Source organism: Arsenicicoccus sp. UBA7492 (assembly GCF_002479615.1).
In the GTDB taxonomy this organism is placed as follows: domain Bacteria; phylum Actinomycetota; class Actinomycetes; order Actinomycetales; family Dermatophilaceae; genus Arsenicicoccus; species Arsenicicoccus bolidensis.
Window position 1 is genome coordinate 19,862 of record NZ_DLOE01000010.1, and the last position, 21,807, is coordinate 41,668.

The following is a 21,807-nucleotide window of genomic DNA, read 5'->3' on the forward strand; positions in this document are numbered from 1 at the left end:
CCACCCGACTGACCGTCCTCGAGGGAGACCACATGCGACCACCACGCCTGGTGGACATCGCCGCTCACGCCAAGGTGAGCGAGGCGACGGTCAGCCGTGTCCTCAACAACAAGCCCTACGTCGCGGAGTCGACGCGTCAGTCGGTGCTGACGGCGCTGGACGTGCTGGGCTACGAGCGGCCGCTGCAGCTGCGGCGCAAGACGGCCGGCCTCGTGGGCCTCATCGTCCCCGAGCTCGACAACCCGATCTTTCCCGTCCTCGCGCAGATCATCGAGACGGCGCTCGCGGTGCACGGCTACACCCCGGTGCTGTGCACCCAGACGCCCGGCGGCATGCACGAGGACGACTACACCGAGATGCTGCTCGACCGCGGCGTCGCCGGGATGATCGTGGCCAGTGGGCAGCACGCCGACACGACGACCAGCCCGGACCGCTACCAGCGGCTGCGCGACGCCGGGCTGCCGCTGGTGCTCGTCAACGGCTACTACCCGGGGATCGACGCGCCGTTCCTGTCCAACGACGACGTGGCGTCCATGGAGCTCTCGCTCACCCACCTGATCCAGCTGGGGCACACCGAGATCGGTCTCGCCGTCGGTCCCGAGCGCTACGTCCCGGTGATCCGCAAGATCGAGGGCTACCGCGCGGTGATGGCGAGGCAGCTGGGCCGCACCGACGTCGACTCCCTCATCGAGGCCACGTTGTTCAGCGTCGAGGGCGGTGCGTCTGCCGCGACCCGACTGATCGGCAAGGGGTGCACGGCGATCGTGTGCGGGTCGGACCTGATGGCGCTCGGGGCGATCCGCGCGGCGCGGGCCCGCGGGCTGCGGGTCCCCGAGGACGTCTCCGTGATCGGCTACGACGACTCGGCGCTGATGGCCTTCACCAACCCTCCGCTCACCACCGTGCACCAGGCGGTCGTGACGATGGGGGAGGCCGCGGTGCGCTCGCTGCTCGACGAGATCGCCGGCAACCCCGTGCCGCGCACCGAGTACCTCTTCCAGCCGGAGCTGGTCGTCCGCGCCTCGACGGCCCCGGCCGCGCGCCGCCCCCCTGCAGGTCCCGCTCCTGCAGGATCGTGAGTGTCTCCTCCACGATTCTTGGAGGAAACCCTCACGATCTGGGGCCTTGGGGAGCTTGGGGGAGGGGCTCAGGCCGTATGACGGGCCCGCGCCTCGACCAACGCCTCCAGGACCTCGGCGGCCTCCTGCGGTGACGCCACGCGGTGCCGGGCCACGGTGTCGCCCTCGCCGACCTTGAGGGTCAGGTCGGCGTCGCCGAGCCGGGCGAAGGCCCGCTCGTCGGTCACGTCGTCGCCGGCGTAGTAGACCGCGTCCGCTCCGCACCACGCCGCGAGATCGACCAGGGCAGAGCCCTTGTCGCTGTCCACGACCGAGAGCTCGACCACGCACTTGCCGGGCATGACGTGGGCCTTGGAGTGCTGGGACGCCATGGCCACGGTGTCGGCGGTGGCCGAGTCGGCCACCGACTGCTCGACGCCGCGCGTGTGCAGGACCACCGCGGCGGGCTTGCGCTCGATGCGGGTGCCCGGGTGGGCCTCGACGATCGCCGTCAGCGCCGCGTCGAGCGCCCGCAGGGCCATGGTCTGGGCGTCGCTGAGCGCATGGACGCCGGCCTCGGGGCGCGAGGTCTGGGCGCCGTGGCTCCCGACCAGCACCACGCGCTCGTCGTCCGGGAGGTCAACCAGGCCGGTCAGGGCGCCGAGGGTCTCGAGGTCCCGTCCGGAGACGGCGGCCACCGTGGTTCTCGGCATACGAGCCAAGGCGCGCAGCGCCTCCACCGTGCCGGGTAGGGGGCGGGCCGCCATGGGGTCCTCGACGAGCGGCGACAGGACGCCGTCGAAGTCCGTCGCCACGACGATCGTTGCGCGAGAGGCGAGCTCGTCGATCGCTGACTGCAGCTGTGCGTCCATCGTCAGCGCCCGTCCTTGCCGTCACGGCCGTTGCCGTCGCGCTCGTCGCGCTCGTCCCGCTCGTCGCGCTCGTCCCGCTCGGACCGACGCTCCGCCTCGCGCGCGGCCTGGGCGCCACGGGCGTCCTCCTCGCGCTGGGCCCGCTCCTCCTGCTCGCGCCGCTGCGCCTGCTCGGTCTGCGGCCCGTGCCGTGACGGCTTGTGCGGGGCGGCCTCGAGGGCGTCGAGGAAGGCAGAGGCCCAGTGCTGCACGTCGTTGCGGCGGACCCGGCGACGCAGGGCCTTCATGCGGCGCGAGCGCTCCTGGGGGGAGGAGTTGATGGCGTCCATGATCGTGCGCTTGAGGCCGATGACGTCGTGCGGGTTGACCATGAAGGCCTCGCGCAGCTCCTCCGCGGCGCCCGTGAACTCCGAGAGCAGCAGCGCCCCGCCGTTGTCGTGGCGGCACGAGATGTATTCCTTGGCAACGAGGTTCATGCCGTCGCGCAGCGGCGTCACGACCATCACGTCCGCGGCGAGGAAGAGTGCGGCGAGCTCCTCGCGGCCGTAGCCCTGGTGGAGGTACTCCATGGCGGGGGAGCCGATCGCGGAGTAGTTGCCGTTGATGCGCCCCACCGCGCCCTCGACGTGCTCCCGCAGGTCGATGTAGGCGTCGATGCGCTCGCGGCTCGGCGTCGCGATCTGGATGAAGGTCGTGTCGGCGCCGTCGAGCGAGCCGTCCTTGAGGAGCTCCTCGTAGGCCTTGAGCCGGTGCCGGATGCCCTTGGTGTAGTCGAGCCGGTCGATGCCGAGCAGGAGCGCGCTCGGGTTGCCGAGCGACTCGCGAATCTCCTTGGCACGCTTCTTGATCTCGGGGCGGCGGGACAGCTCGTCCATGCTCGAGAAGTCCACCGAGATCGGCACCGCGGCGGCGCGCACGTCGTGCCCGCCGGTCGCCTTGCCGACGTGGATGACGTCACCCTTGACCGTCATACCGAGGTAGCGACGGCAGGCGCGCAGGAAGTTCTCGGCGTCCCCGGGGCGCTGGAAGCCGAGGAAGTCCGCGCCGAGCAGACCCTCGAGGATCCCCTGGCGCCAGGGGAGCTGGCCGAACAGCTCGACCGGCGGGAAGGGGATGTGGTCGAACCAGCCGATCCGCAGGTCCGGTCGCAGCTGACGCAGGAAGGCCGGCACGAGCTGCAGCTGGTAGTCGTGCACCCAGACCGTCGCGCCCTCCTCGGCGACCTCGGCGAGGGTCTTGGCGAACCGCTCGTTGACCTCGCGGTACTGATGCCACCACTTGCGGTGGAACTGGGCGGGGACGATCACGTCGTGATAGATCGGCCACAGCGTGTCGTTGCTGAATCCTTCGTAGTAGCCCTGGATCTCGTCCTCGGACAGGGGCACGGGATGCAGCCGCATGCCCGCCTCGTCAAAGGGCTCCGGCGCCTCGCCGGGCTCGCCGGCCCACCCCACCCAGACACCGTCGCGCCCGCTCATGACGGACTCCATGGCCGTCACGAGGCCGCCGGGGCTGCGGTGCCACTCGACCTGCCCGTCCTCGCCGACGACGCGGTCCACGGGGAGGCGGTTGGCTGCGATCACGAAGTCGTACCGTGCGGCGGTGTCCGCCATGGTGCGATCAGCTCCTCTGGTGTCGCCCGGGTCGTCGTGGTGCGCCTGGGCATCCTGGCGTGCGGGCCGGGTGTCGTATGACGGGCCGACGGGCACGCCGGTCCTGCACCTACCCGGCGCAGTGCCACTCTAGGCGGGGGTCCCTCTGGCGCGCGCGGGGGCAGGGGCCTAGGGTCTCGACATGAAGATCTCCGACGTGGTCAAGTCCAAGGGCTCCGACGTCGTCACCATGCGACCGGACGCCACCGTCGGCGAGCTGCTCACGCTCCTCGCCGACCACAACATCGGCGCGGTCGTCGTCAGCGACGACGGCACGAGCGTCTCCGGCATCGTCAGCGAGCGCGACGTGGTGCGGCACCTGGGCCGGTCCGGGGCCGGGGTCCTGCAGGAGCCGGTCTCCACGATCATGACCGTCGAGGTGCACACCTGCTCCTTCGGCGACGAGATCGAGGACCTCGCCGGGTCGATGACCGAGCGCCGCATCCGCCACGTCCCCGTCATCGAGGACGGCCGGCTCGCGGCGATCGTCACCATCGGCGACGTGGTCAAGCACCGGATCAGCCAGCTGCAGGACGAGCGCGACCACCTGGTCGGCTACATCAACCAGTAGCAGCCAGTAGTAGCCGGATCGTCACCCCGGGCGGCGGGTGGTCTCAGCGACGGTTCACCACGAGCACGTACCGTGGAGGGCATGAGCACGTCGTCGACCACGCCGCCCGCCGGGCTGCCCGCGGCCTACGACACCCTCGGTCCCTATCGCCTGGCCGGCCTGCTGGGGGAGGGCGGCATGGGTGTCGTCTATCTCGGCCTGGACCGCGCGGGCCGGGCCGTCGCCATCAAGGCCCTGCGCCCGCACATCGCCGGTGACCCCGACGCGCGGGCCCGGTTGGCGCGCGAGGTCACGACGCTGGAGCGGGTGCAGCACCCCCGCGTGGCTGCGGTGCTCGACGCCGATCCCGAGGGGGCGCGGCCCTACATCGTGACGCGCTACGCGCCCGGGCCGCCGCTCGACGACTACGTCACCGCTCACGGACCGTTCCGTGGCGAGGCCCTGCTGCGCCTGGCGCGCGGGCTGCACGAGGCGCTCGGCGCCATCCACGCCGCCGGTGTGGTCCACCGCGACCTCAAGCCCGGCAACGTGCTGGTCGTCGACGACGACCCGGTGGTCATCGACTTCGGCATCGCGCACGTCGCGGACGACGTGCGGCTCACCAGCACCGGGCTCGTCATGGGGACCCCCGGCTATCTCTCCCCGGAGGTGCTCGAGGGCGCGCCGGTCACCGAGGCCACGGACTGGTGGGGCTGGGCGTCCACCCTCGCGTATGCCGCCACCGGCGCCCCGCCGTTCGGGCGAGGCCGGGTCGACGTCATCCTCGACCGCGTGCGGTCCGGGCAGCACGACCTCACGGGGGTCGACGAGCGGATGCGACCGCTGCTGGCCGCGGCGCTCGCGCCCGACCCCGCCCACCGGCCGTCGGCAGGCACGGTGCTGGCTGCCCTGGAGCAGCTCGCGCACGGGGAGGCCCCGCACCTGGCGACCGGCCCGAGCGGCCGCACCGAGGTGCTCCCCGCCGTGACCCAGACCATCGCGCCGCCCACCGAGTCCCTCGCTGCCCGAACGGAGCTCGCGGGACAGCAGCCACCGCGCCAGGGGTCGACGCGCGTGATGCCGGCCGTCCCGCTGGGTGGTGCCGCCGGCGGTGCGGCAGGGCTCGCCGCGGGTCTGGCAGGCGAGGGGCAGGCGGGTCGGCCTCTCGCCGGAGCGTCGCCCTACGCACCGATCCGTCGCACGCCGCGGATGGCGCCGCCGGCCTCGGCACCGCCGAGCCTGGCGCCGTCGCGTCCTGCTGCCTCGGTCCACCCCGCGGGCCAGCCCGTCGCCCAGACCTTCCCTCCCGCTGCTGCGACGACCCCGCCTGGCGCCGGGGGATCGGCATACGGCCTGGAGCCCCGTCAGGACCAGCGGCCGCCGGTGCCGGTGGGAGACCCGCGCGTCGGCAAGCCGGCCCGCACGGCCCAGCTGATCGGCCTCACCGGAGCCGTCGCGGCGCTGGCTACGACCTGGCCGATGATCGCCGTGGGGCTGGCGCTGGTGTGGTCGGTGCTGGCGCGCACGGTCGACCGTTCGGTCACCGCGACCGTGCTGCGGCGCCACGAGGCGGGCGGGGCGCGCGGGACCGACGTCGCGGTGGCGGTCGCCCGCAGCCCCTTCCAGCTGCTGGCCGCCGCCGTGAGTACGCTCGCCACCGGGCTGCTCGGGATCCTCGTGACCGTGGCCGTGATGTTCGCGGTGTCGTTGGGCAGCTCGCTCGTCGGTGTCCCGCAGGCGCCGACCGGGGCCGTGCCGCTGGCGGTCGGAGCCCTCGTGGGGTGCTGGTCCTGCTGGTGGGGCGCGGGCGGGGTGTCGCTGCGACGCGGCTCGCGCATGCTCATGCGAGGCCTCACCCCGGGGCAGCTCACCCGGGAGATCGTGACGGCGCTGCTCGTGGCCGCCGTGCTCGGGCTGGGGCTGTGGGCGCTCCTGCGGCACGGCGTGCCGGTGTGGTGGCCGCTGCAGGGCGACCCGCTGACCGGCCGCACGGTGGACTGGCAGTTCTGAGGTCCGAGCCGGCGCCGCGCGGGTGATAACACCCCTGGTCGGCGTCCAGGTGGGGTGGAGACGTCGTCGTCCCGATCCACCAGGTGGGGGGTAAACACGCCGAGACGGGGGCCTGGGTTTGGGATCGCCGGCGCGACGTGCCTATGGTCGACGAGCGCCGTAGGCCGACGTCCGCAGGACCCGGTCGAGGTGTGTCGCGGGGGCCATCCCCCGTCTCGGGGCACAACTGTATAGACCCGAATTCACATGTAGGACATGCCCGCTGCGCCGAGCAGCACCCGACGGGCATCGTCGCCGGACACCATCCATCGTCCGGGTCCTGGGGTGCTGGTGGAGGACCCACTCACGAGCTGCGAGAGCAGCGTGTGCCGACCTGCGCGAGCAGGTCTTGGGGTGAAGCCGCTACTGCGGCCGGACACCTGACCGTCCGAACCCGACAGCTCACTTCACAGGCGTCGTCAGGAAAGGATCTCTGTGCGCTACGCACCTCGTCACGCCATCTCCTCGACCCGTCGCACCGCCCGCTGGGCCACGACGGGCCTCGCCACCGCTGCCCTCACCGTCGGCGGCGGCATCGCCACCGCCGGCAACGCTCAGGCCGCAGACGGCGTCTGGGACCGCGTCGCTGCCTGCGAGTCCGGCGGCAACTGGTCCATCAACACCGGCAACGGCTACCAGGGTGGGCTGCAGTTCAAGGGCAGCACCTGGCGCGCCTACGGCGGCTCCGGCTCGGCCGCCTCGGCCTCCAAGGCCGAGCAGATCCGGGTCGCCAAGCGCGTCCTGGCCGCTCAGGGCCCCGGCGCCTGGCCCGTCTGCTCCCGCAAGGCGGGTCTGACCCGCAGCGGCGGCGGCGCCGACAGCAGCAGCCCGGCCACGACCTCGCGCGCCTCGCGCTCCACCGAGCGCAAGGTCGTGTCCTCCTCGGAGCCGCGCAGCACCAAGCGCTCCACCTCCAAGAAGGTCGTCGAGCAGGCCGCGCCGAAGCGCGCGACCACCAAGCGCTCGACCACCAAGGCCACCTCGCAGGGCTCGGCCTCGTCCTACCCCGGCGCCAGCGCGTTCGTGCTGGGTCACAAGGATCCCGCGGTGACCCTGCTGGGCAAGCGCCTGCAGGCTCACGGCTTCGGCAGCTTCTACAAGGTCGGCGCCGGCCCGACGTTCACCCAGGTGGACAAGGCGGCGGTCGCGGCCTTCCAGAAGTCCCTGGGCTGGAGCGGCTCCGACGTGAGCGGCTACCCCGGTCCGGTCACCTGGGCCAAGCTCATGGCCCCGGCCAGCTGACGCGAGCCTCAGGCACGCATCACCTCACGTGTGGGGGTCGACCCGATCGGGTCGACCCCCACACGCTTGTGCGCGTCCGAACATGTGGTTTCCGACGCGAACTGACACGCTCACGACGTAGATGTGACGCATCCCACAAAGACGCACCGTACGTAACGGAAACAAGGGGACATCCGGGACCAGAGCGGACATTAACGGGGGCGATTGGTCACTGTGAGCGACCACCACCGAAGCCTGAGTCGAACCTGTGGTTTGTCTCGAACGTATAACGGGCCCTAGAGTCCTCCTTGACGTCGCCGCCGCCCCTCCGGGCCCGGCGGCTTGTCGCGGAGAGAACCTCTCCGTCTCGGGCACAACTACATACCCCCGAAATTCAGCAGCGCATGCCCCCTACGCCGAGCGTCATCCAGAGGGCAACCCCGTCGGACACACCAGCTCCGAGCGCAGGATGACAGTGGAGGACCCAATTCGACCCGCCTCGCGGGTCTTGGGGTGAAGCCGCAGCAGCGGCCGGGCACCTGACCGCCCGAACCCGACAGCTCACTTCACAGGCGTCGTCAGGAGAGGAACTCCCCCCATGCGTTACACCCCCCGTCATTCCGGCGTGCCCAAGCGCGTCAAGCGCATCGCCACCGTCGGCCTCACCACGGCCGCCCTCGCGATGGGTGGCGGCATCGCCGCCGCCGGCTCCGCCAACGCCGCCTCCGTCGGCACCTGGGACAAGGTTGCCGCCTGCGAGTCCGGCGGTCGCTGGAACATCGCCACGGGCAACGGCTACTACGGTGGCCTGCAGTTCTCCCGCTCCACCTGGCTCGGCTACGGCGGTGGCGCCTACGCCCCGACCGCCAACCGCGCCTCCAAGGCCCAGCAGATCGCCATCGCCGAGCGCGTCCTCGCCGGCCAGGGCCCGGGCGCCTGGCCCGTCTGCTCCCGTCGCGCCGGCCTGACCCGCGGCGGCGCCGCTCCGGCCTCCCGCTCCACGGTCCGCAAGGTCGTCAAGAAGAAGCGCGTCGTCAAGAAGAAGCGCTACGTCGCCAAGAAGCGTTACGTGCTCAAGAAGCGCTACACCCGCTCGGGCAAGCGCTACTACGTGCGCGTCTACGTCCGCCGCTGATCGCGGGGCGTCGCGCACGCCCTGCCCCAGCCCGTGACATCGAGGGCCGGCATATCTCCGAGGGGGATGCCGGCCCTCCGTCATGCCCGGACGCACGTGCTGCGCTGACGCCTCACCTGTCTCGTGCTGCAGGGCGAGACGCCCTCGCCGACGGTTGCACCTGCGCTGGTGCCTCGCCTGTCTCGTGCTGCAGGGCGAGACGCCCTCGCTGCGGGGTGCGAGTGCGGCGTTCGGGACGTCGTTTAGGGCACGTCGGGCGACCCGACTAGGATCTGACGGCAGGTATGACGGAGCCCGCCGCGCGACGGAGCCGCCGCCATCCCGCTGGAGTGGCGCAATCGGTAGCGCACCTGTCTTGTAAACAGGTGGTTGAGGGTTCGAGTCCCTTCTCCAGCTCTCTGACCAGCGACAACGCGTCACAGTACCTCTCCCGTGATGGTCAAGCCATTCCTTTCGTCACTCTTTTCGCGACCGCGCCCGAGTCTTGGGTCCACCATCTCCAGGGCCTGGACGACACGGGGGTCCGCCAGCCGTCGACCCAGGTAGACGTCCTGGGTCATGGACACGCGGGAGTGCCCGAGCTGGTCGGCGATGAGCCGGGCCGACAGCCCGGAGCCGTCGAGGACCGAGGCCGTGGTCTTGCGCCAGGAGTGCGAGGTCATCCACTCCAACCCCGCCTCCCTCCGAGCAGCGGCGAACCACCGAGTGACATTCCGGGGGTCGCGGAAGGTACCGTCGATCGTGCCGAAGACTGGCTCGTCCGGCCCGACGCCGACCGCCGCACGCTCCCCGAGCATCCGCACGCACCACACCGGCAGCACCAGCGGCCGGTCCCCGGCCTGTGTCTTGGTCGGCTTGCGGACCAGACCCCGCCCCTTGACGCGGATGATCGTGGACGTGATGTGCGCCGTCCCGGCATCGAGGTCGACCTCCCGCCACACAAGAGCCAGCGCCTCACCGATCCGCACACCCGTCGCCAGCATGAACGCCGAGAGCTGCGGGAGCTCGTGTCGCACCGCAGCTTCGTCGTTGGCGAGGGTCAGGAACCAGCGGGCGCGTTCCTCGTCGGTGAGCGCTCGGGGCGCGTGCTTGGGCCGCGCGCTCAGACGCCGGACCTCGCGGGCCGGATTCGCGGGGACCGCGCCCTCACGAACGGCACGACCCATCGCGCCGGACACGATGGCACGGGCCGTGCGCGCAGTCGCCGGACCCACCTTCCGATGAAGCCCCACCACGAACCGGTCCACCACGGGCACCGTCACCTGCGCCAGACGGAGCCTGCCCAGGGCAGGGGAGACGTGCTTGGTCCACGTGTGGCGGTAGTGATCCAAGGTCGACGGCGACCGCTCGCCCATCGCCACCAGCTCGGCGAGGTCGTCCAGCCACGTCGTCACTGCGGTGTCGAAGGTGTCCTGCGATGTCAGGGCGTTCTGACCCTGCGACGCTGCCTCCCTCAAGGCATCGTCAAGCGCCTGACGTGCAGCTTTGCGCGTCGAGGCCGACCGCTGGATGACACGCGCGCGGCCATCGAAGCCCCGGAATTTGGCGCGGCACCGCCACAGAGTCCCCGGCTCGCCCACCTCCCGCGTGGTGGTGACATCACCCCACGTGCCCGGTTCCAGGGAACGCCTTGGCATCTCAGGCCGCCGTCTTCACGTCGAGCCACGCCATGATGTCGCTCTCTCGATAGCGCAGGTGCCTGCCGATCTTCAACGGGGCAGGGCCATGCCCCTTCCAGTTCCAGTCGTACAAGGTCTGCAGGGGGATGCAGAGGTACTCGGCAAGCTGCCTGGGGGTCCACAGGGGGTCGAGACGGTGACACATGACGTTTCCTTTCAATGGGTGGTGGTGGTCTTGCGTCGGGCGACGCGCCATAGGTCGTACTCGCGGGCTCGTGCTGCGGCGGCGGTGGCGAGGGCGGCGTCTCCGGGGCGGGGCCAGCCGGTCCCGGCGTAGACCCACGAGCCGATGACCAACGTGGTTTCGTCCTCGTCGTCGGCGAGCAGTCGGCGTTCGAGGTCTCGGGTGTCCAGGGGCCGGCCTTCACGCTGGGCCTGTGCGGTGAGGCGTTGGAAGCGTTGCCGCGCCCGCCGCAGCCGACCCAAGGTGACGCTGTAGCGGCGGGACTTGGTGGAGAAGTGGCCGCGGAAGCCGAGCATGTGGGCCCGCTGCCCCAGCAGCGCATAAGGGTCACGCCCGTGCCCGTCGACCTGCACGACGCTGGGTTGGCCGGCGCGGCGGTGCTCGGCGCGGGTGACCGCGATGGCGTGCAGCTCGTCGCAGGTCTGCCGCATGCGGGCGAGTTGGGGGCGCGAGTGGAGGTTGTCGCCTTTGACGTTGGTGACGTCTTTGGTGGCGTACTTGGCGAGGTAGCCTGCGACCTGCTCGGCTGATAGCTCGTCGGATGAGCGTAGGTCAGCCGGGCCGTTGGTGATGGTCCGCACGTCGACCTGGGCACCCCACGCCAGGACACGCGGGGTGTCGGTCTCCCAGGCGGGCGGGGCGGTCACGGTGACGGTCGGGATCACGTCACGCACGACCGCCGCGAGGTCATCGCCCGTCAGGGGCGGGGTGCTGCCGGGGCCGTCCGGCCCGTCCAGGCGGATCATGGCGTGGAAGTGCACCAGGCCGCGGGCTTGGTATTCGGCGACCTTGGCGAACTGGACCGCCGCCACCTCTCGCAACCGGGACCGGGGCACCCCGAGGCGATCCGCGAGGGCACGGCGTAGGTAGGTGGTGGTGCGGGACCACAGGGCGGGGGCGTGCCACTGCCACACCACCGCCGAGGTCCAGTCGTAGCACTCCGAGCAGAGGGGCGCGCCGACGGTCGGGTCGTCCTCGTCATGCACGCGCTGGCAGGCGAGGCGCACCCCGTGCGGGCAGGTCTCGACGCGGTCCGACGAGCGGGGCCGGCACCGCTTCCCCTTCTCCCGCACCCCGTGCACCAGCCCGAAGGACGGCGCGGTGAGCGTCACGAACAGCAACGGCGACTGAGCCACGCTTGCGGGGATGGTCTTGCCGCCGACGACTCCTGCGCGGACGAGTTCGAAGGTGTCCCGGGCGTAGACCCGGCTGCAGGCGGGGCAGACGTGGGCCCGGCGGTTGCCGCACGGCACCAACAGCTCACCCAACGGCGCATCCGCCGAGGAGAAGGACGAGACGACCTCACCCGTAGCCGCATCGACGGTGGCTGAGGAGCCGGTCAGCCGGATGGGGCGGGCGCAGTTCCCGACCGACACCAGCGCGTCGCTGAGGGCGTGGTGGGTGCCGTCGAGGAACCGGGACAGGATCGAGGCCTGTACGTCGGGGGTGCTGGGCAGCTCCAGCGGTGCACCCTCCCCGTAACCGGGGAACGAGTGCGCCCCCAGGTCGTAGCGGGTGGGTGCGCCATTGTGGCTGTCCAGCAGGGTCACGCCGCACCACCCAGCACACCGAGACCGCCGAGGTTCAGGGTGCCTTGGAGGGCCACGAGGCCGTGGCGGCGGGTGCGAGCGGGCACCCACGCGGGTGCGGCGGGTGCGGGTGCGGCGTGGGGGTCGCGGTCCTGCCCGGCCCACCAGCCGCCGGTCACGTCCAGGTCATCGACGGCTGCGAGGCAGTCGAGCAGGACCGGGCAGGAGTCGCAGACGGTGCGCATGGTCTCCGCGTCCCACGCGGACAGGTTGGTGGTGTCGGTGAGCCAGGGCAGCTCGGGACGAGCCGCGCACGCCGCACCGCGCATCCAGGTCGTGTCGTGGGTGGTCATGCCGCGTCCCCCGACTCCGGGTCGGTTGTGGGGTCGGTGGTGGGGTTGAGGGGGATGACTTCGCCGACGAGGTCGGCCCCGAGCGCGGGCGCGTCCTGCAACCCGAGGCCGGCGGTGACGCGGGACCGGTACTTCTCGTATGTCGTGTAGTGCATCCGCACGCGCCGCAGGGAAGTGCCGGGGGCTTCGGTGAGGGCGACGCCGGGGTGGAACTCGCGCACGGCGGCGGTCTGGGCCCGGTCGAGGCCGTCGTGCAGCATGGCGACCGCGTCCGCGTTGTCCACACGGTGAGTGACCCTGAGGCCGAGGTTCATGCGGTCGTCGGTCTTGATCGCGTCGGCGCTCATCCGCTGCGCCAGCACCAGGACGAGCACCCCGACCTTCGCGCCCTCCTTCACCAAGCGGCCTACGGCGGCCTCGATCCGGGGCGCGAGCCGGTCGCCAGGCTTGGCGCCGCGTTCGGCGTCCAGGGCCCGTGCGGCGGCCAGGAGGCCGGGGTACTCCTCCAACACCACCCACACCACCGGCACGGCCGGGGCGAAGTGATCCAGCTTGTCCAGGTGGGCCGCGAGCAGGTCCCGCACCCGCTCGTCCATCAGCGCGACCAGGTCACGCAGCACGGTGACGGCCCGGTCGAGGTCGACGGGTCGGGTGCCGGTCGCGATGTAGGGGGAGCCCCGGCCACCGGTGAAGGGGTCGAGCAGGATGCCGGACGGGTCCACCCCGGCCACGACCACATCCGGGCGGTGCGCCAACGCGGCGAGGAGCGTGTAGCACGTCGAGGACTTCCCCGACCGGGTGGCGCCTTGGATCGCGGCGTGTGGCGTCGCGTAGGGGTCGAGGGTGAAGTCTTGCCCGTGCTCGTCCACCCCCAACACCACGGGCCCTGTGTGCGGGCGGCGGGCGGGGTCGGGCGAGGTGCGTTCGGCGGTCAGCGGGTCACGCCGCAGCACATCCAGGACGACCCACCCGGGACGCTGCCCGGCACGCGCGGTCACGCTGTGCGCGGTGAACGTCGACGCCAAAGCCGGGCATGCCTTCGACACGTCCGCGACGGTCTGCCCGGGGCCCAAGCGGACGGTGAGCCGGTCCACGGTCCCGACCCGACGATGACGCGCCAAACCCGGCGCGTGGACCTCGTCGCCGACCCGCTTGGTGAGGCTGGCGGCGTCGCACGCGGTCTGCCAGCGAGGCCGGTACACGGTGACCCGGTACCACTGACCCACCACGACCGTACGCAGGCGGCTGAGCGATCCCGGCCGCTTCCACGCGACGAGCCCGAGCACGACCAGGGGCACGAGAAGGACGAGCACAGCGGGGACCCAGGCGTGCTGGCACCAGGGCCACACGTCCGCGAGCACCCAGGCCAGCGCGCCCGCGAGCAGGGGCGCACGCCAAGCAGCCACGGTTAGGCCGGTGGCGATGTCCAGGCACCCGAACACGAACGCCCCCGCCACACCCCACGTGGGCTCACGGTCTTCCGGGCGGGCGACCACGACCCGGGTAGCGCCCGGGGGGCGGGTGGTGGCCGTCGTGGTGGTGGTGATCATGCCGGGCCCGCCTTGCCATCTTCACCAGACCGACGCCCCGCAGTGGCCGTGGTGCCGGGCTTGGCTAGCCCGTCCGCCTTCAACGACCACGAGATACGGGCGCGGCCGTTGCCGGTGTCCTCGATCCACGGCAGAGCCGTCAGCCCCACGAACTCCACCGGCGTGAACGGAAACGGCGTCTCGTTCACCGGCGGGACCGGCTGATGAGCAGCGGCGATCTTCACCGTCACCGCCTTGTCCTTCTTCCCCGCCTCCGGATCAGGGTCGATCACCTGCACCTGCCACAACGGCAGACCCGTGTCCTTGTCCACCTGCTGAGGACGGCTGCCGTCCGGGCGAGCCGGAGCGTTGAAGTCACCCACCGGCTCCACCGGCCCCGCCAGGAACGCCCCAGCCGGGAACACCCCCGCGTGTCCGAACGCAATCCGCTTATGAATCGCCATGTCTGGTCCTCTCATCAGAACTGGCTTGAGCCAGTTAGTGAGGCCATTCAAGTGGCTTGAGCCAGTCGTGTCAAGCGGTGGCTTACGCCAGTTACTAGAATCGGGGCATGACGAGCCAAGGAACCCCGACCACCGAGCCGGCCAGCCGCCGCGTAGCAACGGTCCTGCGCGCCCAGATCGACACCGGAGAACTCGCACCCGGGGACAAGCTGCCGTCCGAGCGCGCACTGGCCGAGACCCACGCCGTCGCCCGCAACACCGCCCGCGAAGCCGTCCGCCTCCTCGCAGAGCAAGGACTGGTCACCGCCGAGCACGGCCGAGGCGTGTTCGTGCGCGCCAAGCCCCGACTCATGCGCTTCGGCCAGCACCGCTACGCGCGCACCCTGCGCGAGAACACCGGCCTATCCCCGTACCGGGCCGAGGTCGAGGCCCAGGGCCGCACCCCCCGCGTGGAGTGCACCAGCATCACCCGCGAGCTGGCCCCGCAGCTCGTGGCCGAGCGGCTAGGACTCGACCCCGACGCGAACACGGTCGTGCGCCGCGAGAACCACTACTACGCCGACGACGAACCCATGCAGATCGGCGTCACCTACGTCCCCTGGGACATCGTGGACGGCACCCCCCTCGCGGACTCCACCCACCTAGGCAAGGGGTCGCTCTACGCACGCTTCGAGGAAAAGGGCCACCCCATCACGACCATTCGCGAGGAGATCTCCGCACGGATGCCCACCCCCGAGGAGGTCACCACGCTGCGCATCCCGGACGGCGTGCCCGTCCTCGACGTGCTGCACACCGGCTACGACGACCAAGGCCGGCCCTTCGAAGTCACCGAGTTCGTCATGCGCGCCGACTACAACGGCCTCGACTACCGCATGCCCGTGGAGGACTGACCCATGACCACCAAACCCGAAGCGATCATCCGCCCCCGCCGCGACGACGACCTCGACGAACTCGCCCGCATCCTCGTCCAAGTCCACGAGCTCGACGGCTACCCCGTCGAAGGCGTCGCCGACCCCCACGCCTGGCTCACCCTCACCAACCCCCTCGGCGCCTGGGTCGCCGAACTCAACGGCAAACCCGTCGGCCACGTCGCCCTCACCGAACCCGGTTCTCACGATGATGCGCCCCGCATGTGGTCAGAGCAGACCGGCACCCCCACCGAGCGAACGGCCGTCCTCGGGCGCCTGTTCATCTCACCCCGAGCGCGCGGCCTGCGACTGGGGCGACGGCTCGTGGGGACGGCCATGGATGCGGCGACCTTGGCTAACCGCGTTGCGGTTCTCGACGTGATGTGCAAGGACCGTGCCGCTATCCGCACCTACCAAGCCATGGGCTGGAAACGGCTGGGGGCAGTGGATCACCAGTATGGAGAAGACCGTTCGGAGCCAGCGGAGGCATATGCAGTGGATGTCCGCATCCCATCCGAACAACTAGGCGACCTCCAGGCGTCGGCCCCGGAGCGTTGGTCCCTTTAGGTCTGGGCGGTGCTACGGCGGGCACTCCCGCCGGGTTGACCCGGTGACCACGACGACGTAGCATAGGCGCCGTAAGCAGGAGGTCTACACAAAATCGGTGTCGTCAGTTCGAGACTGAGGCCTTCACAGAAAGTGGGAGACCCGGGTTCGAGTCCCGGCCCAAGTGTTGCTTGGTGTAGCTCAATAGGCATAGAGCCCCCTTTTAAACTTCACCTCCAGGCGCCGCCCGTCCACACACCCAGCGAACGGGCGGCTTTTTCGAGTTCCGCGTTGCTGAGACCTATCGCCGCGTAGTTCTCCCGGACGTAGCCACTGGCCGATCGGCGCCACTGACTGGAGTTTCGAGTCTTCGTCGTTGCGGATGCAAAGTCCTCCATTGCGAGGCGGGCCCAAGATTCTAAAGGCAAGGCCGAAATAAGGGCTTTATTGATGGAACGACCCAGTGCCTTGGTGTTCGCGAAAGCCGTAAATATATGCTTGGCGGTTAGGATTAGTTGCCCATCTGGGCCAATAATGTCAGAGGGCGTATCCCCGCCGTTTAGGCGCGACCAGCTTTCCGTGGCGGTCTCTCCCATTCGGGAGAGGGCATCGCTCAGCCCCTCGTCGGAACGCCCCTGATTGTGAATTATGCAATTGCGCGTTTGGCGTAACACGTGAAAGATTTGCAGGTCACTCGCCGGCTCTGGCGTGCCAGCTGTCGCGAAGAACACGCTGTGCATGTTCCATGCCTTAATGGGTTTTCCATTGTTTGCGAGCGCGACACCCTCATTCTTTATGTAATCTAGTTGATCCGTGAGGAACGCCTCATGTGTAGCAAGCGCGTAAGGTATCGCCACAGAGGCGAGGTGGGAGTCCGCGTTCCCCAGGAAATGACGGGCTTCGTCGTTGGGGAGGTTAAAACGCTCTATATGTGGGACGGCGGGAAATAGCTGACCCAGGGTAAGCGGAGCGCCGCTGGTGAGCTGTAGAGTGTGGGCGGCAAGTCGCGAACCGGCAAGCAAGGCCATCATTGCATTGTTGACCTCTACCCGCTTCGAGACGTAATCTCTATACGCGGGAAAACGAATCTCAGGCATACCTATTTCCTACCACCAGGGAGCGGGCTGTGCATGTCGAAACGCGGCCCCCGAACCACATTGACCACCCGCGCCGGCCTCTGGCAAGTTGCCAAGAACTAGTTGTCCGGCGAAGACTCCCATCCGCAGGCATGCTGACTCCGCTCCGGCCGCAGTCACTCTGGACTAGTCAGGATTAACTCGCGTCACTAGACCTCCGGAGAACCAATCAACAAGGATCACCGCCAAGTCAACCGCAACCCTCGCCTCGTCTTCTGACACCTCGGTTCCCTCTACCTCCGCCCCCCCATGGCGATCAAGCTGCCCGGTCCAAAGTACCTGGAGCATACCGACGACCACGTGACCAGGAGGAGCATATTCAGGGGCTCGCTTCATGGGCAAGGACCAGCCAGGCTGGCCACGCATGTCCCTAATTACCGTGCCCAGAGTAGCCCTCCCATTATTCGGCGAGACTACGGGTATGCACGCGTCCTCCACCGCCTTTATAGCCAGCGAGTAGGCACCGCTGAAGTCCCTGTCAAGGCCGTACAGCTTCTCCCAAGCCTCGGCAAGGCGAGTACCTCCCCGCTCGGATCGATCCATGATCGCATCCGCCGCCGCCTGCACGCTTTCGGGAACACGGCGCAAAAGCCCCGGCTTCTGCGCCCGGCGACCGACCCTGTATGCAGACCCACTGCGCTCCAGAATCGCCTGCAATTCATCTGCTCCACCGTTCTTACCGAAGGCAAGCAAATAATCCGCGATCTGGAGCGCACAGTCGGCTGCCCGCAGTACCATCATGGCCTCGCGCCTCTGGTGTTCTGAGCTCTCGCCATCCCAAACTTTCATACGCAAGTCTGGTGCTGCTATGTGGAGCCTTTGGCACATTTGTTCGAAGATCTCAATATCCAGTCCGGGCCTTCTCGTCCCATAGCTATCCGTGAACATCCTGGATATCGCGACCTTCACCCAGTTCCAGAGAGCAGCCTCCATCCACGGCGGCACGCCATCGTGCAACGCGTCGTAGCGAGCCACCTCTTCAGGTGACTCGACACCGAGAGGGCGCCACACTTCCTCGCTCATAGCCCTCATTGTGGCACCGCAGGCGGCGTAACCCCACCGCTTCCGCGCGTCCTCGCCCGAATCAGACAGCCGCACGTCATCCCATACGCGCGGGGACTCGGGGGAGCAGTGAAGGTGGCGTTCAAACGTGTCGTGCCTCGGCGTGGTTGAGAGTTTCTGTACTGGTTCAAGGCGCGCCTCCGGCGCGCGGGGCCGGGCGCCCACGGCGCCCGAGCGCTGCGCTGCGGCCTCCGGCCGTTCTCGCGCTCGGACGCCGCAAACTCCCCAGGCCCCCAAGCACACAGAAGGGGCGCCCAGACCGAAGCCCAGACGCCCCACGACCACCGAAGGTCTACCCTCAACACATGGACCGCACGCCGACCAAGAACGGCGGCCGCGCCGTGATCGCCCTCGTCGCCGTCGTCGTGCTTGTCATGGTCGCGAACGCCGTCACGGTACGCAGCACCAGTACGCGCATCTGGTTGGTCATCGCCGTCGACGTCTTCGCCGTCTTCCTCTTCCTCGTGAACAAGCGCCGCCAGAAGTAGCCGACAAGACGCCGAGGCGCCCACCCAGGTCCACCGGGCTCGCAGGCCGGACTCGTGAACCCGACGCGATCTGGGCCGACGAACCGCAGCACGGCCAGGATGAGGAGGAAGGCGCGGACCACGACGGGGAGGACACCGAGGGGGCTCCGCCCCCGGGCCCCCGGCCTCTCCTCTGAGATAGGGGACAGGGTCACCAGGGGCATCCCATCGCCTCGGCCCCTACGGGCTATCGCGCCCACCACGGGACGGCAAGCCCGAGCTGTACCCGGGATCGAGGTACGTGCTCCCGCACATGCGAAGAGCCGGCCATCCAGGCAGGGGCTTGCCACCCCGAGGCAGGCACGATCACGGCTGACGCGCCGACCCGACGAGATACCCCACAGGGGGAGCCGCATGGGACAGGCGCCCCGATCCCGAACCGCCAGGCCCGGACGAGTGAGCCGGCCAGCACGAGCGCGGTCACCTCTTTCCTCACGCTTTTCGCGTCGAACCTGCCGTGACTGGCCCTGGCCGACAACGAGACCCCGGGCACATCGCAGCAGGTCGCGGAGTATCCGGCCTAACCAAGCACACGCCCCCGAACCACGCGGAACACCAACAGGTGGTTGAGGGTTCGAGTCCCTTCTCCAGCTCTTGACCAGGAGAAGACCTACCTCCAGGTCGCCTTCGTGCGCGCTCGGTGCAGGGCGCTTTCGGCTTGGGTGCCGCAGGGAACAGGGACCGGGACGCGGACTCCGGGCGGACTTCGACATACGGGACGCTCCGAGAGGTGGGGCTGGCCAGCTCCCCCCGTCGCACCCGATGACCCCCACGCTGCTGCTGCCCCGCCCCCGCGCCGTGATGCAGCATAATGAGTAAGCGGATGCAGTTTGCTGTGGATGGGAGAGGCCCTTGTGCAGGACGTCATTGCCACGGTCGAGTCGCTGATGGGATCTAGAGACCTCTTGCCCGACTACCGGCTGCCGGACCGGCTCAGGCTCTCGGCCGCGGCATGAACCCTGTGCACCAAGGGTGGTTCGCGCGCAACACGTCATCAACGCAGGACTGGCCGCTGGCGCGACTGCTGTCGCTGAAGGAGTCGACGACGATCGCTGTGGTCATCCCGGCGCGGGACGAGCAGCAGACGGTTGGTCAGGTCGTGGGTGAGATTGCCAACGACCTGTCTGGCCTCGTGGATGAGCTCCTGGTCCTCGATTCGCTGTCCTCCGACCGGACCGCCAGCGTGGCCCGCGCCGCAGGCGCCACGGTGTGGTCAGTCGAAGACATCAGGCCCGATCTGGGGGTGAGGGCCGGCAAGGGCGAAGCCCTCTGGAAGTCGCAGTTCGTGACGTCGTCCGAGATCGTCGTCTTCATCGACGCAGACCTGACTGGCTGGGGCACGCACTTCGTCTCCGCCCTCCTCGGCCCGTTGCTCTCGGACCCGGACTCGTTGCTGGTGAAGGGGTTCTACGATCGAATCCTCGACATGGGCGATGGGATCTCGTCAGAAGGGGGTCGGGTGACGGAGCTGGTGGCGCGCCCCTGGCTGGCGCTGAACCGACCCTCCTTGTCGTGCGTCGTTCAGCCCTTGGCCGGTGAGTGGGCCACCCGGCGATCGCACCTCGCCTCCCTGTCGATCCCCTACGGGTATGGCGTGGAGCTTGCGACCCTCCTCGATACCGAGTCGCGACACGGGGTGAATGCCATCGCGCAGGTAGACCTCGGGCATCGGGCGCACTCCCACCAGAACCTGCACGACCTTGGTGCTATGGCCACCGAGATCCTGGCCGTAGCGGATCGCCGCCGTCGCCTGCAACAGCCCGACGAGATCGTTCTGCCGCGACTTGGGCGTGATCGCACGTGGACCGAGCGTCGAGTCGTCACGGCTGAGAGACCGCCCTTCGAGACGTTGGAGGCGGGTCCCCGGGTCGAGAAGGCCCGTCGATAGCCGCGTGAACTGAATCGCGGTGCCTGGACACTGAAACTGGATGCCGCGTCTGAGACGTACGACGGTCGACTCCGCCCCTCAGCTCACCCAGGCATCAGGCATGACGGAGAGGAGCCTCAGAACCACGTCCGAGACGCCCCTTTGATGTCATGCCTCGTGCCGCACCCTCCGCATTGTGAGTCAGGGCCGATTGACAGCGCGCCTAGGGTGACCGCCGTGACGAATGTCAAGGGACAGTAGGAACTGCCCGGGGGCGGATATGAAACCTGCCCGCTGACGGCCACGAGAACCGCCAGGTGGTGGCCATGGGATCTGCCCAGGGGGCTGTGGCCACCACCGACCAGGGCAGTCAGCTCAACGGGCTCACCCCTTGGCCGGCGAGTGCTTGAGTAAGTCGCACACTGTCTCCGCTGGTCTGGCAGACGTGGGCGTGGTGCAGCAGCCGGTCGACGGTCGCGGTGGCCAGCGTCTTGGGCATCAGTTCGTCGAATCCGGACGGGTGCAGGTTCGAACTGATCGCGACGGAGCGTTTCTCGTATGCGGCGTCGACGAGTCGGTAGAGCCCTTCGGCGGCATCGGCGGCATCGGCGGCGACGGGCAGCAGGCCGATGTCATCGACCACCACGAGGTCTGCACGCAGGACCCGGGCGATCGCCTTCGACACGGTGTCGTCGGCACGGTGGCGGCGCAGCAGGACCCCGAGGTCTTCCAGGGTGAACCAGGCGACGTTGAGTCCCTGTTCGACGGCCTGCTGCCCGAGCGCCTCCAGCAGGAACGTCTTCCCGGTCCCTGACGGCCCGCACACCACGAGGTTCTCTCGCCGGTGGACCCATTCCAAGGTCCGCATGGCCTGCTGGGTCGGGGCCGGGATCGAGGAGATCTCGGGCTGCCACGCATTGAAGGTCTTCCCGGTCGGGAACCCCGCGGCCGCCCGCCTGGTGGCCAGGGCGGAGCGTTCTCTGCCAGCGACCTCCTCAGCGAACAGCGCCTTGAGAACCTCAGCCGGTTCCCACCGCTGGGCCTTCGCGGTCGCGACGACCTCGGGGCGTGACGACGGATGTGCGGCAGCCGCAGCTTGCGCAGCAGCTCCTCCAACTCGACCGGTAACGGCGGCGCGGTGCTGATGGGGCTCCTGGTCGTCATCGGGCCACCTCGCCGTCGCTGTCCGCGGTGGATCGCTGGCCGAGCCGTGCCCACGCGGCGGTGCCCTGGGTCAGCGAGGACTCCTCGCTGGCACGGTGCTCACCGGTGCCGGGCTGCCGGGCGTGGTGGTCCAGGATCGAACAGAGGTCTGCTTCGGCGAACCGGCCATGGACCGCGGCGTGTCCCAGCGCCCAGTCGAACTCGACGGGGTCGAACAGCTTGGCCAGGCTGAGCGCCTCGGTCATCTTGACCCGCATCCGCGGCGTGCCCGCGGCGGCGGCCTCGACCAACCACAGACGGGCTGAACCGCCCCGGGTTTGGT

Annotated in this window: 20 protein-coding genes, 1 tRNA gene, 1 pseudogene and 2 riboswitches; of the genes and pseudogenes, 10 read left to right on the forward strand and 12 right to left on the reverse strand. The window is 69.5% G+C overall.

Annotation, left to right across the window (positions count from 1 at the left end; all coding sequences use genetic code 11):
• The first annotated feature begins 32 nt into the window (after nucleotides 1-32).
• A complete protein-coding gene (locus B4E97_RS02890) occupies nucleotides 33-1,079 on the forward strand; it encodes a LacI family DNA-binding transcriptional regulator (RefSeq protein ID WP_286956938.1) in 1,047 nt (348 codons plus the stop codon).
• A 68-nt stretch (nucleotides 1,080-1,147) separates the two neighbouring features.
• Here B4E97_RS02890 and otsB read toward each other — a convergent pair whose 3' ends face one another.
• Both otsB and B4E97_RS02900 read right to left on the reverse strand, forming a co-directional pair.
• Nucleotides 1,148-1,930 carry a trehalose-phosphatase gene (otsB, locus tag B4E97_RS02895; RefSeq protein ID WP_239261423.1) on the reverse strand — a complete coding sequence of 261 codons (783 nt, stop codon included), beginning with the start codon at nucleotides 1,928-1,930 and terminating at the stop codon, nucleotides 1,148-1,150.
• 2 nt (nucleotides 1,931-1,932) lie between these two features.
• Nucleotides 1,933-3,543, reverse strand: coding sequence for an alpha,alpha-trehalose-phosphate synthase (UDP-forming) (locus tag B4E97_RS02900; protein WP_286956924.1), 1,611 nt, complete (start codon nucleotides 3,541-3,543; stop codon nucleotides 1,933-1,935).
• A gap of 181 nt (nucleotides 3,544-3,724) precedes the next feature.
• Here B4E97_RS02900 and B4E97_RS02905 point away from each other — a divergent pair, with 181 nt between their 5' ends.
• The 5 genes from B4E97_RS02905 to B4E97_RS02925 all read left to right on the forward strand — a co-directional run bounded on the left by B4E97_RS02905 (nucleotide 3,725) and on the right by B4E97_RS02925 (nucleotide 8,933).
• Nucleotides 3,725-4,153, forward strand: coding sequence for a CBS domain-containing protein (locus B4E97_RS02905; RefSeq protein WP_029211015.1), 429 nt, complete (start codon nucleotides 3,725-3,727; stop codon nucleotides 4,151-4,153).
• Between the two features lie 81 nt (nucleotides 4,154-4,234).
• The gene (locus tag B4E97_RS02910; RefSeq protein ID WP_156911209.1) at nucleotides 4,235-6,142 is read left to right on the forward strand and encodes a serine/threonine-protein kinase; all 1,908 of its coding nucleotides are present in this window, start codon (nucleotides 4,235-4,237) and stop codon (nucleotides 6,140-6,142) included.
• Nucleotides 6,143-6,424: 282 nt separating this feature from the next.
• Nucleotides 6,425-6,612: riboswitch (cyclic di-AMP (ydaO/yuaA leader) on the forward strand.
• Between the two features lie 4 nt (nucleotides 6,613-6,616).
• The gene (locus B4E97_RS02915) at nucleotides 6,617-7,423 is read left to right on the forward strand and encodes a transglycosylase family protein (protein ID WP_029211013.1); all 807 of its coding nucleotides are present in this window, start codon (nucleotides 6,617-6,619) and stop codon (nucleotides 7,421-7,423) included.
• Between the two features lie 425 nt (nucleotides 7,424-7,848).
• Nucleotides 7,849-7,992: riboswitch (cyclic di-AMP (ydaO/yuaA leader) on the forward strand.
• A gap of 8 nt (nucleotides 7,993-8,000) precedes the next feature.
• Nucleotides 8,001-8,537: a transglycosylase family protein gene (locus B4E97_RS02920; RefSeq protein WP_286956902.1), complete on the forward strand. Its 537-nt coding sequence runs from the start codon at nucleotides 8,001-8,003 to the stop codon at nucleotides 8,535-8,537.
• 323 nt (nucleotides 8,538-8,860) lie between these two features.
• Nucleotides 8,861-8,933 (forward strand) — tRNA-Thr (locus B4E97_RS02925).
• A 20-nt stretch (nucleotides 8,934-8,953) separates the two neighbouring features.
• Here B4E97_RS02925 and B4E97_RS02930 read toward each other — a convergent pair.
• The 6 genes from B4E97_RS02930 to B4E97_RS02955 are packed head-to-tail and all read right to left on the reverse strand — an operon-like array spanning nucleotide 8,954 to nucleotide 14,275.
• A complete protein-coding gene (locus B4E97_RS02930; RefSeq protein ID WP_286958648.1) occupies nucleotides 8,954-10,117 on the reverse strand; it encodes a site-specific integrase in 1,164 nt (387 codons plus the stop codon).
• A 58-nt stretch (nucleotides 10,118-10,175) separates the two neighbouring features.
• Nucleotides 10,176-10,361 (reverse strand): helix-turn-helix transcriptional regulator, encoded by a 186-nt coding sequence (locus tag B4E97_RS02935; protein ID WP_286958649.1) that lies wholly within the window; start codon nucleotides 10,359-10,361, stop codon nucleotides 10,176-10,178.
• 11 nt (nucleotides 10,362-10,372) lie between these two features.
• A complete protein-coding gene (locus B4E97_RS02940; protein ID WP_286958650.1) occupies nucleotides 10,373-11,950 on the reverse strand; it encodes a replication initiator in 1,578 nt (525 codons plus the stop codon).
• Nucleotides 11,947-12,282: a hypothetical protein gene (locus B4E97_RS02945; protein WP_286958652.1), complete on the reverse strand. Its 336-nt coding sequence runs from the start codon at nucleotides 12,280-12,282 to the stop codon at nucleotides 11,947-11,949. Before B4E97_RS02945 ends, B4E97_RS02940 begins: the two co-directional genes overlap by 4 nt.
• Nucleotides 12,279-13,832: an FtsK/SpoIIIE domain-containing protein gene (locus B4E97_RS02950; protein ID WP_286958653.1), complete on the reverse strand. Its 1,554-nt coding sequence runs from the start codon at nucleotides 13,830-13,832 to the stop codon at nucleotides 12,279-12,281. Before B4E97_RS02950 ends, B4E97_RS02945 begins: the two co-directional genes overlap by 4 nt.
• On the reverse strand, nucleotides 13,829-14,275 hold the full coding sequence (locus B4E97_RS02955) for a plasmid replication, integration and excision activator (RefSeq protein ID WP_286958654.1): 447 nt from the start codon (nucleotides 14,273-14,275) through the stop codon (nucleotides 13,829-13,831). Before B4E97_RS02955 ends, B4E97_RS02950 begins: the two co-directional genes overlap by 4 nt.
• Nucleotides 14,276-14,382: 107 nt before the next feature.
• Between B4E97_RS02955 and B4E97_RS02960 the strand changes: the two genes are divergently transcribed.
• Both B4E97_RS02960 and B4E97_RS02965 read left to right on the forward strand, forming a co-directional pair.
• Nucleotides 14,383-15,165 (forward strand): GntR family transcriptional regulator, encoded by a 783-nt coding sequence (locus B4E97_RS02960; RefSeq protein WP_286958655.1) that lies wholly within the window; start codon nucleotides 14,383-14,385, stop codon nucleotides 15,163-15,165.
• A 3-nt stretch (nucleotides 15,166-15,168) separates the two neighbouring features.
• The gene (locus B4E97_RS02965) at nucleotides 15,169-15,750 is read left to right on the forward strand and encodes a GNAT family N-acetyltransferase (RefSeq protein WP_286958656.1); all 582 of its coding nucleotides are present in this window, start codon (nucleotides 15,169-15,171) and stop codon (nucleotides 15,748-15,750) included.
• Between the two features lie 209 nt (nucleotides 15,751-15,959).
• On the opposite strand, the gene B4E97_RS02970 is transcribed toward B4E97_RS02965, so the two are convergent.
• Nucleotides 15,960-16,826, reverse strand: coding sequence for a hypothetical protein (locus B4E97_RS02970; protein WP_286958658.1), 867 nt, complete (start codon nucleotides 16,824-16,826; stop codon nucleotides 15,960-15,962).
• A 165-nt stretch (nucleotides 16,827-16,991) separates the two neighbouring features.
• A complete protein-coding gene (locus tag B4E97_RS02975) occupies nucleotides 16,992-17,888 on the reverse strand; it encodes a hypothetical protein (protein ID WP_286958659.1) in 897 nt (298 codons plus the stop codon).
• Nucleotides 17,889-18,232: 344 nt separating this feature from the next.
• Between B4E97_RS02975 and B4E97_RS02980 the strand changes: the two genes are divergently transcribed.
• Nucleotides 18,233-18,415 (forward strand): hypothetical protein, encoded by a 183-nt coding sequence (locus B4E97_RS02980; RefSeq protein WP_286958660.1) that lies wholly within the window; start codon nucleotides 18,233-18,235, stop codon nucleotides 18,413-18,415.
• A 991-nt stretch (nucleotides 18,416-19,406) separates the two neighbouring features.
• Nucleotides 19,407-20,342 (forward strand): glucosyl-3-phosphoglycerate synthase, encoded by a 936-nt coding sequence (locus B4E97_RS02985; protein WP_286958662.1) that lies wholly within the window; start codon nucleotides 19,407-19,409, stop codon nucleotides 20,340-20,342.
• 349 nt (nucleotides 20,343-20,691) lie between these two features.
• Here the strand turns inward: B4E97_RS02985 and B4E97_RS02990 are convergent, their stop codons facing one another.
• Both B4E97_RS02990 and B4E97_RS02995 read right to left on the reverse strand, forming a co-directional pair.
• Nucleotides 20,692-21,327, reverse strand: a complete 636-nt coding sequence (locus B4E97_RS02990; protein ID WP_286957073.1) for an ATP-binding protein — start codon at nucleotides 21,325-21,327, stop codon at nucleotides 20,692-20,694.
• A 154-nt stretch (nucleotides 21,328-21,481) separates the two neighbouring features.
• A pseudogene (locus tag B4E97_RS02995) lies at nucleotides 21,482-21,807 on the reverse strand (IS21 family transposase); the annotation flags it as partial.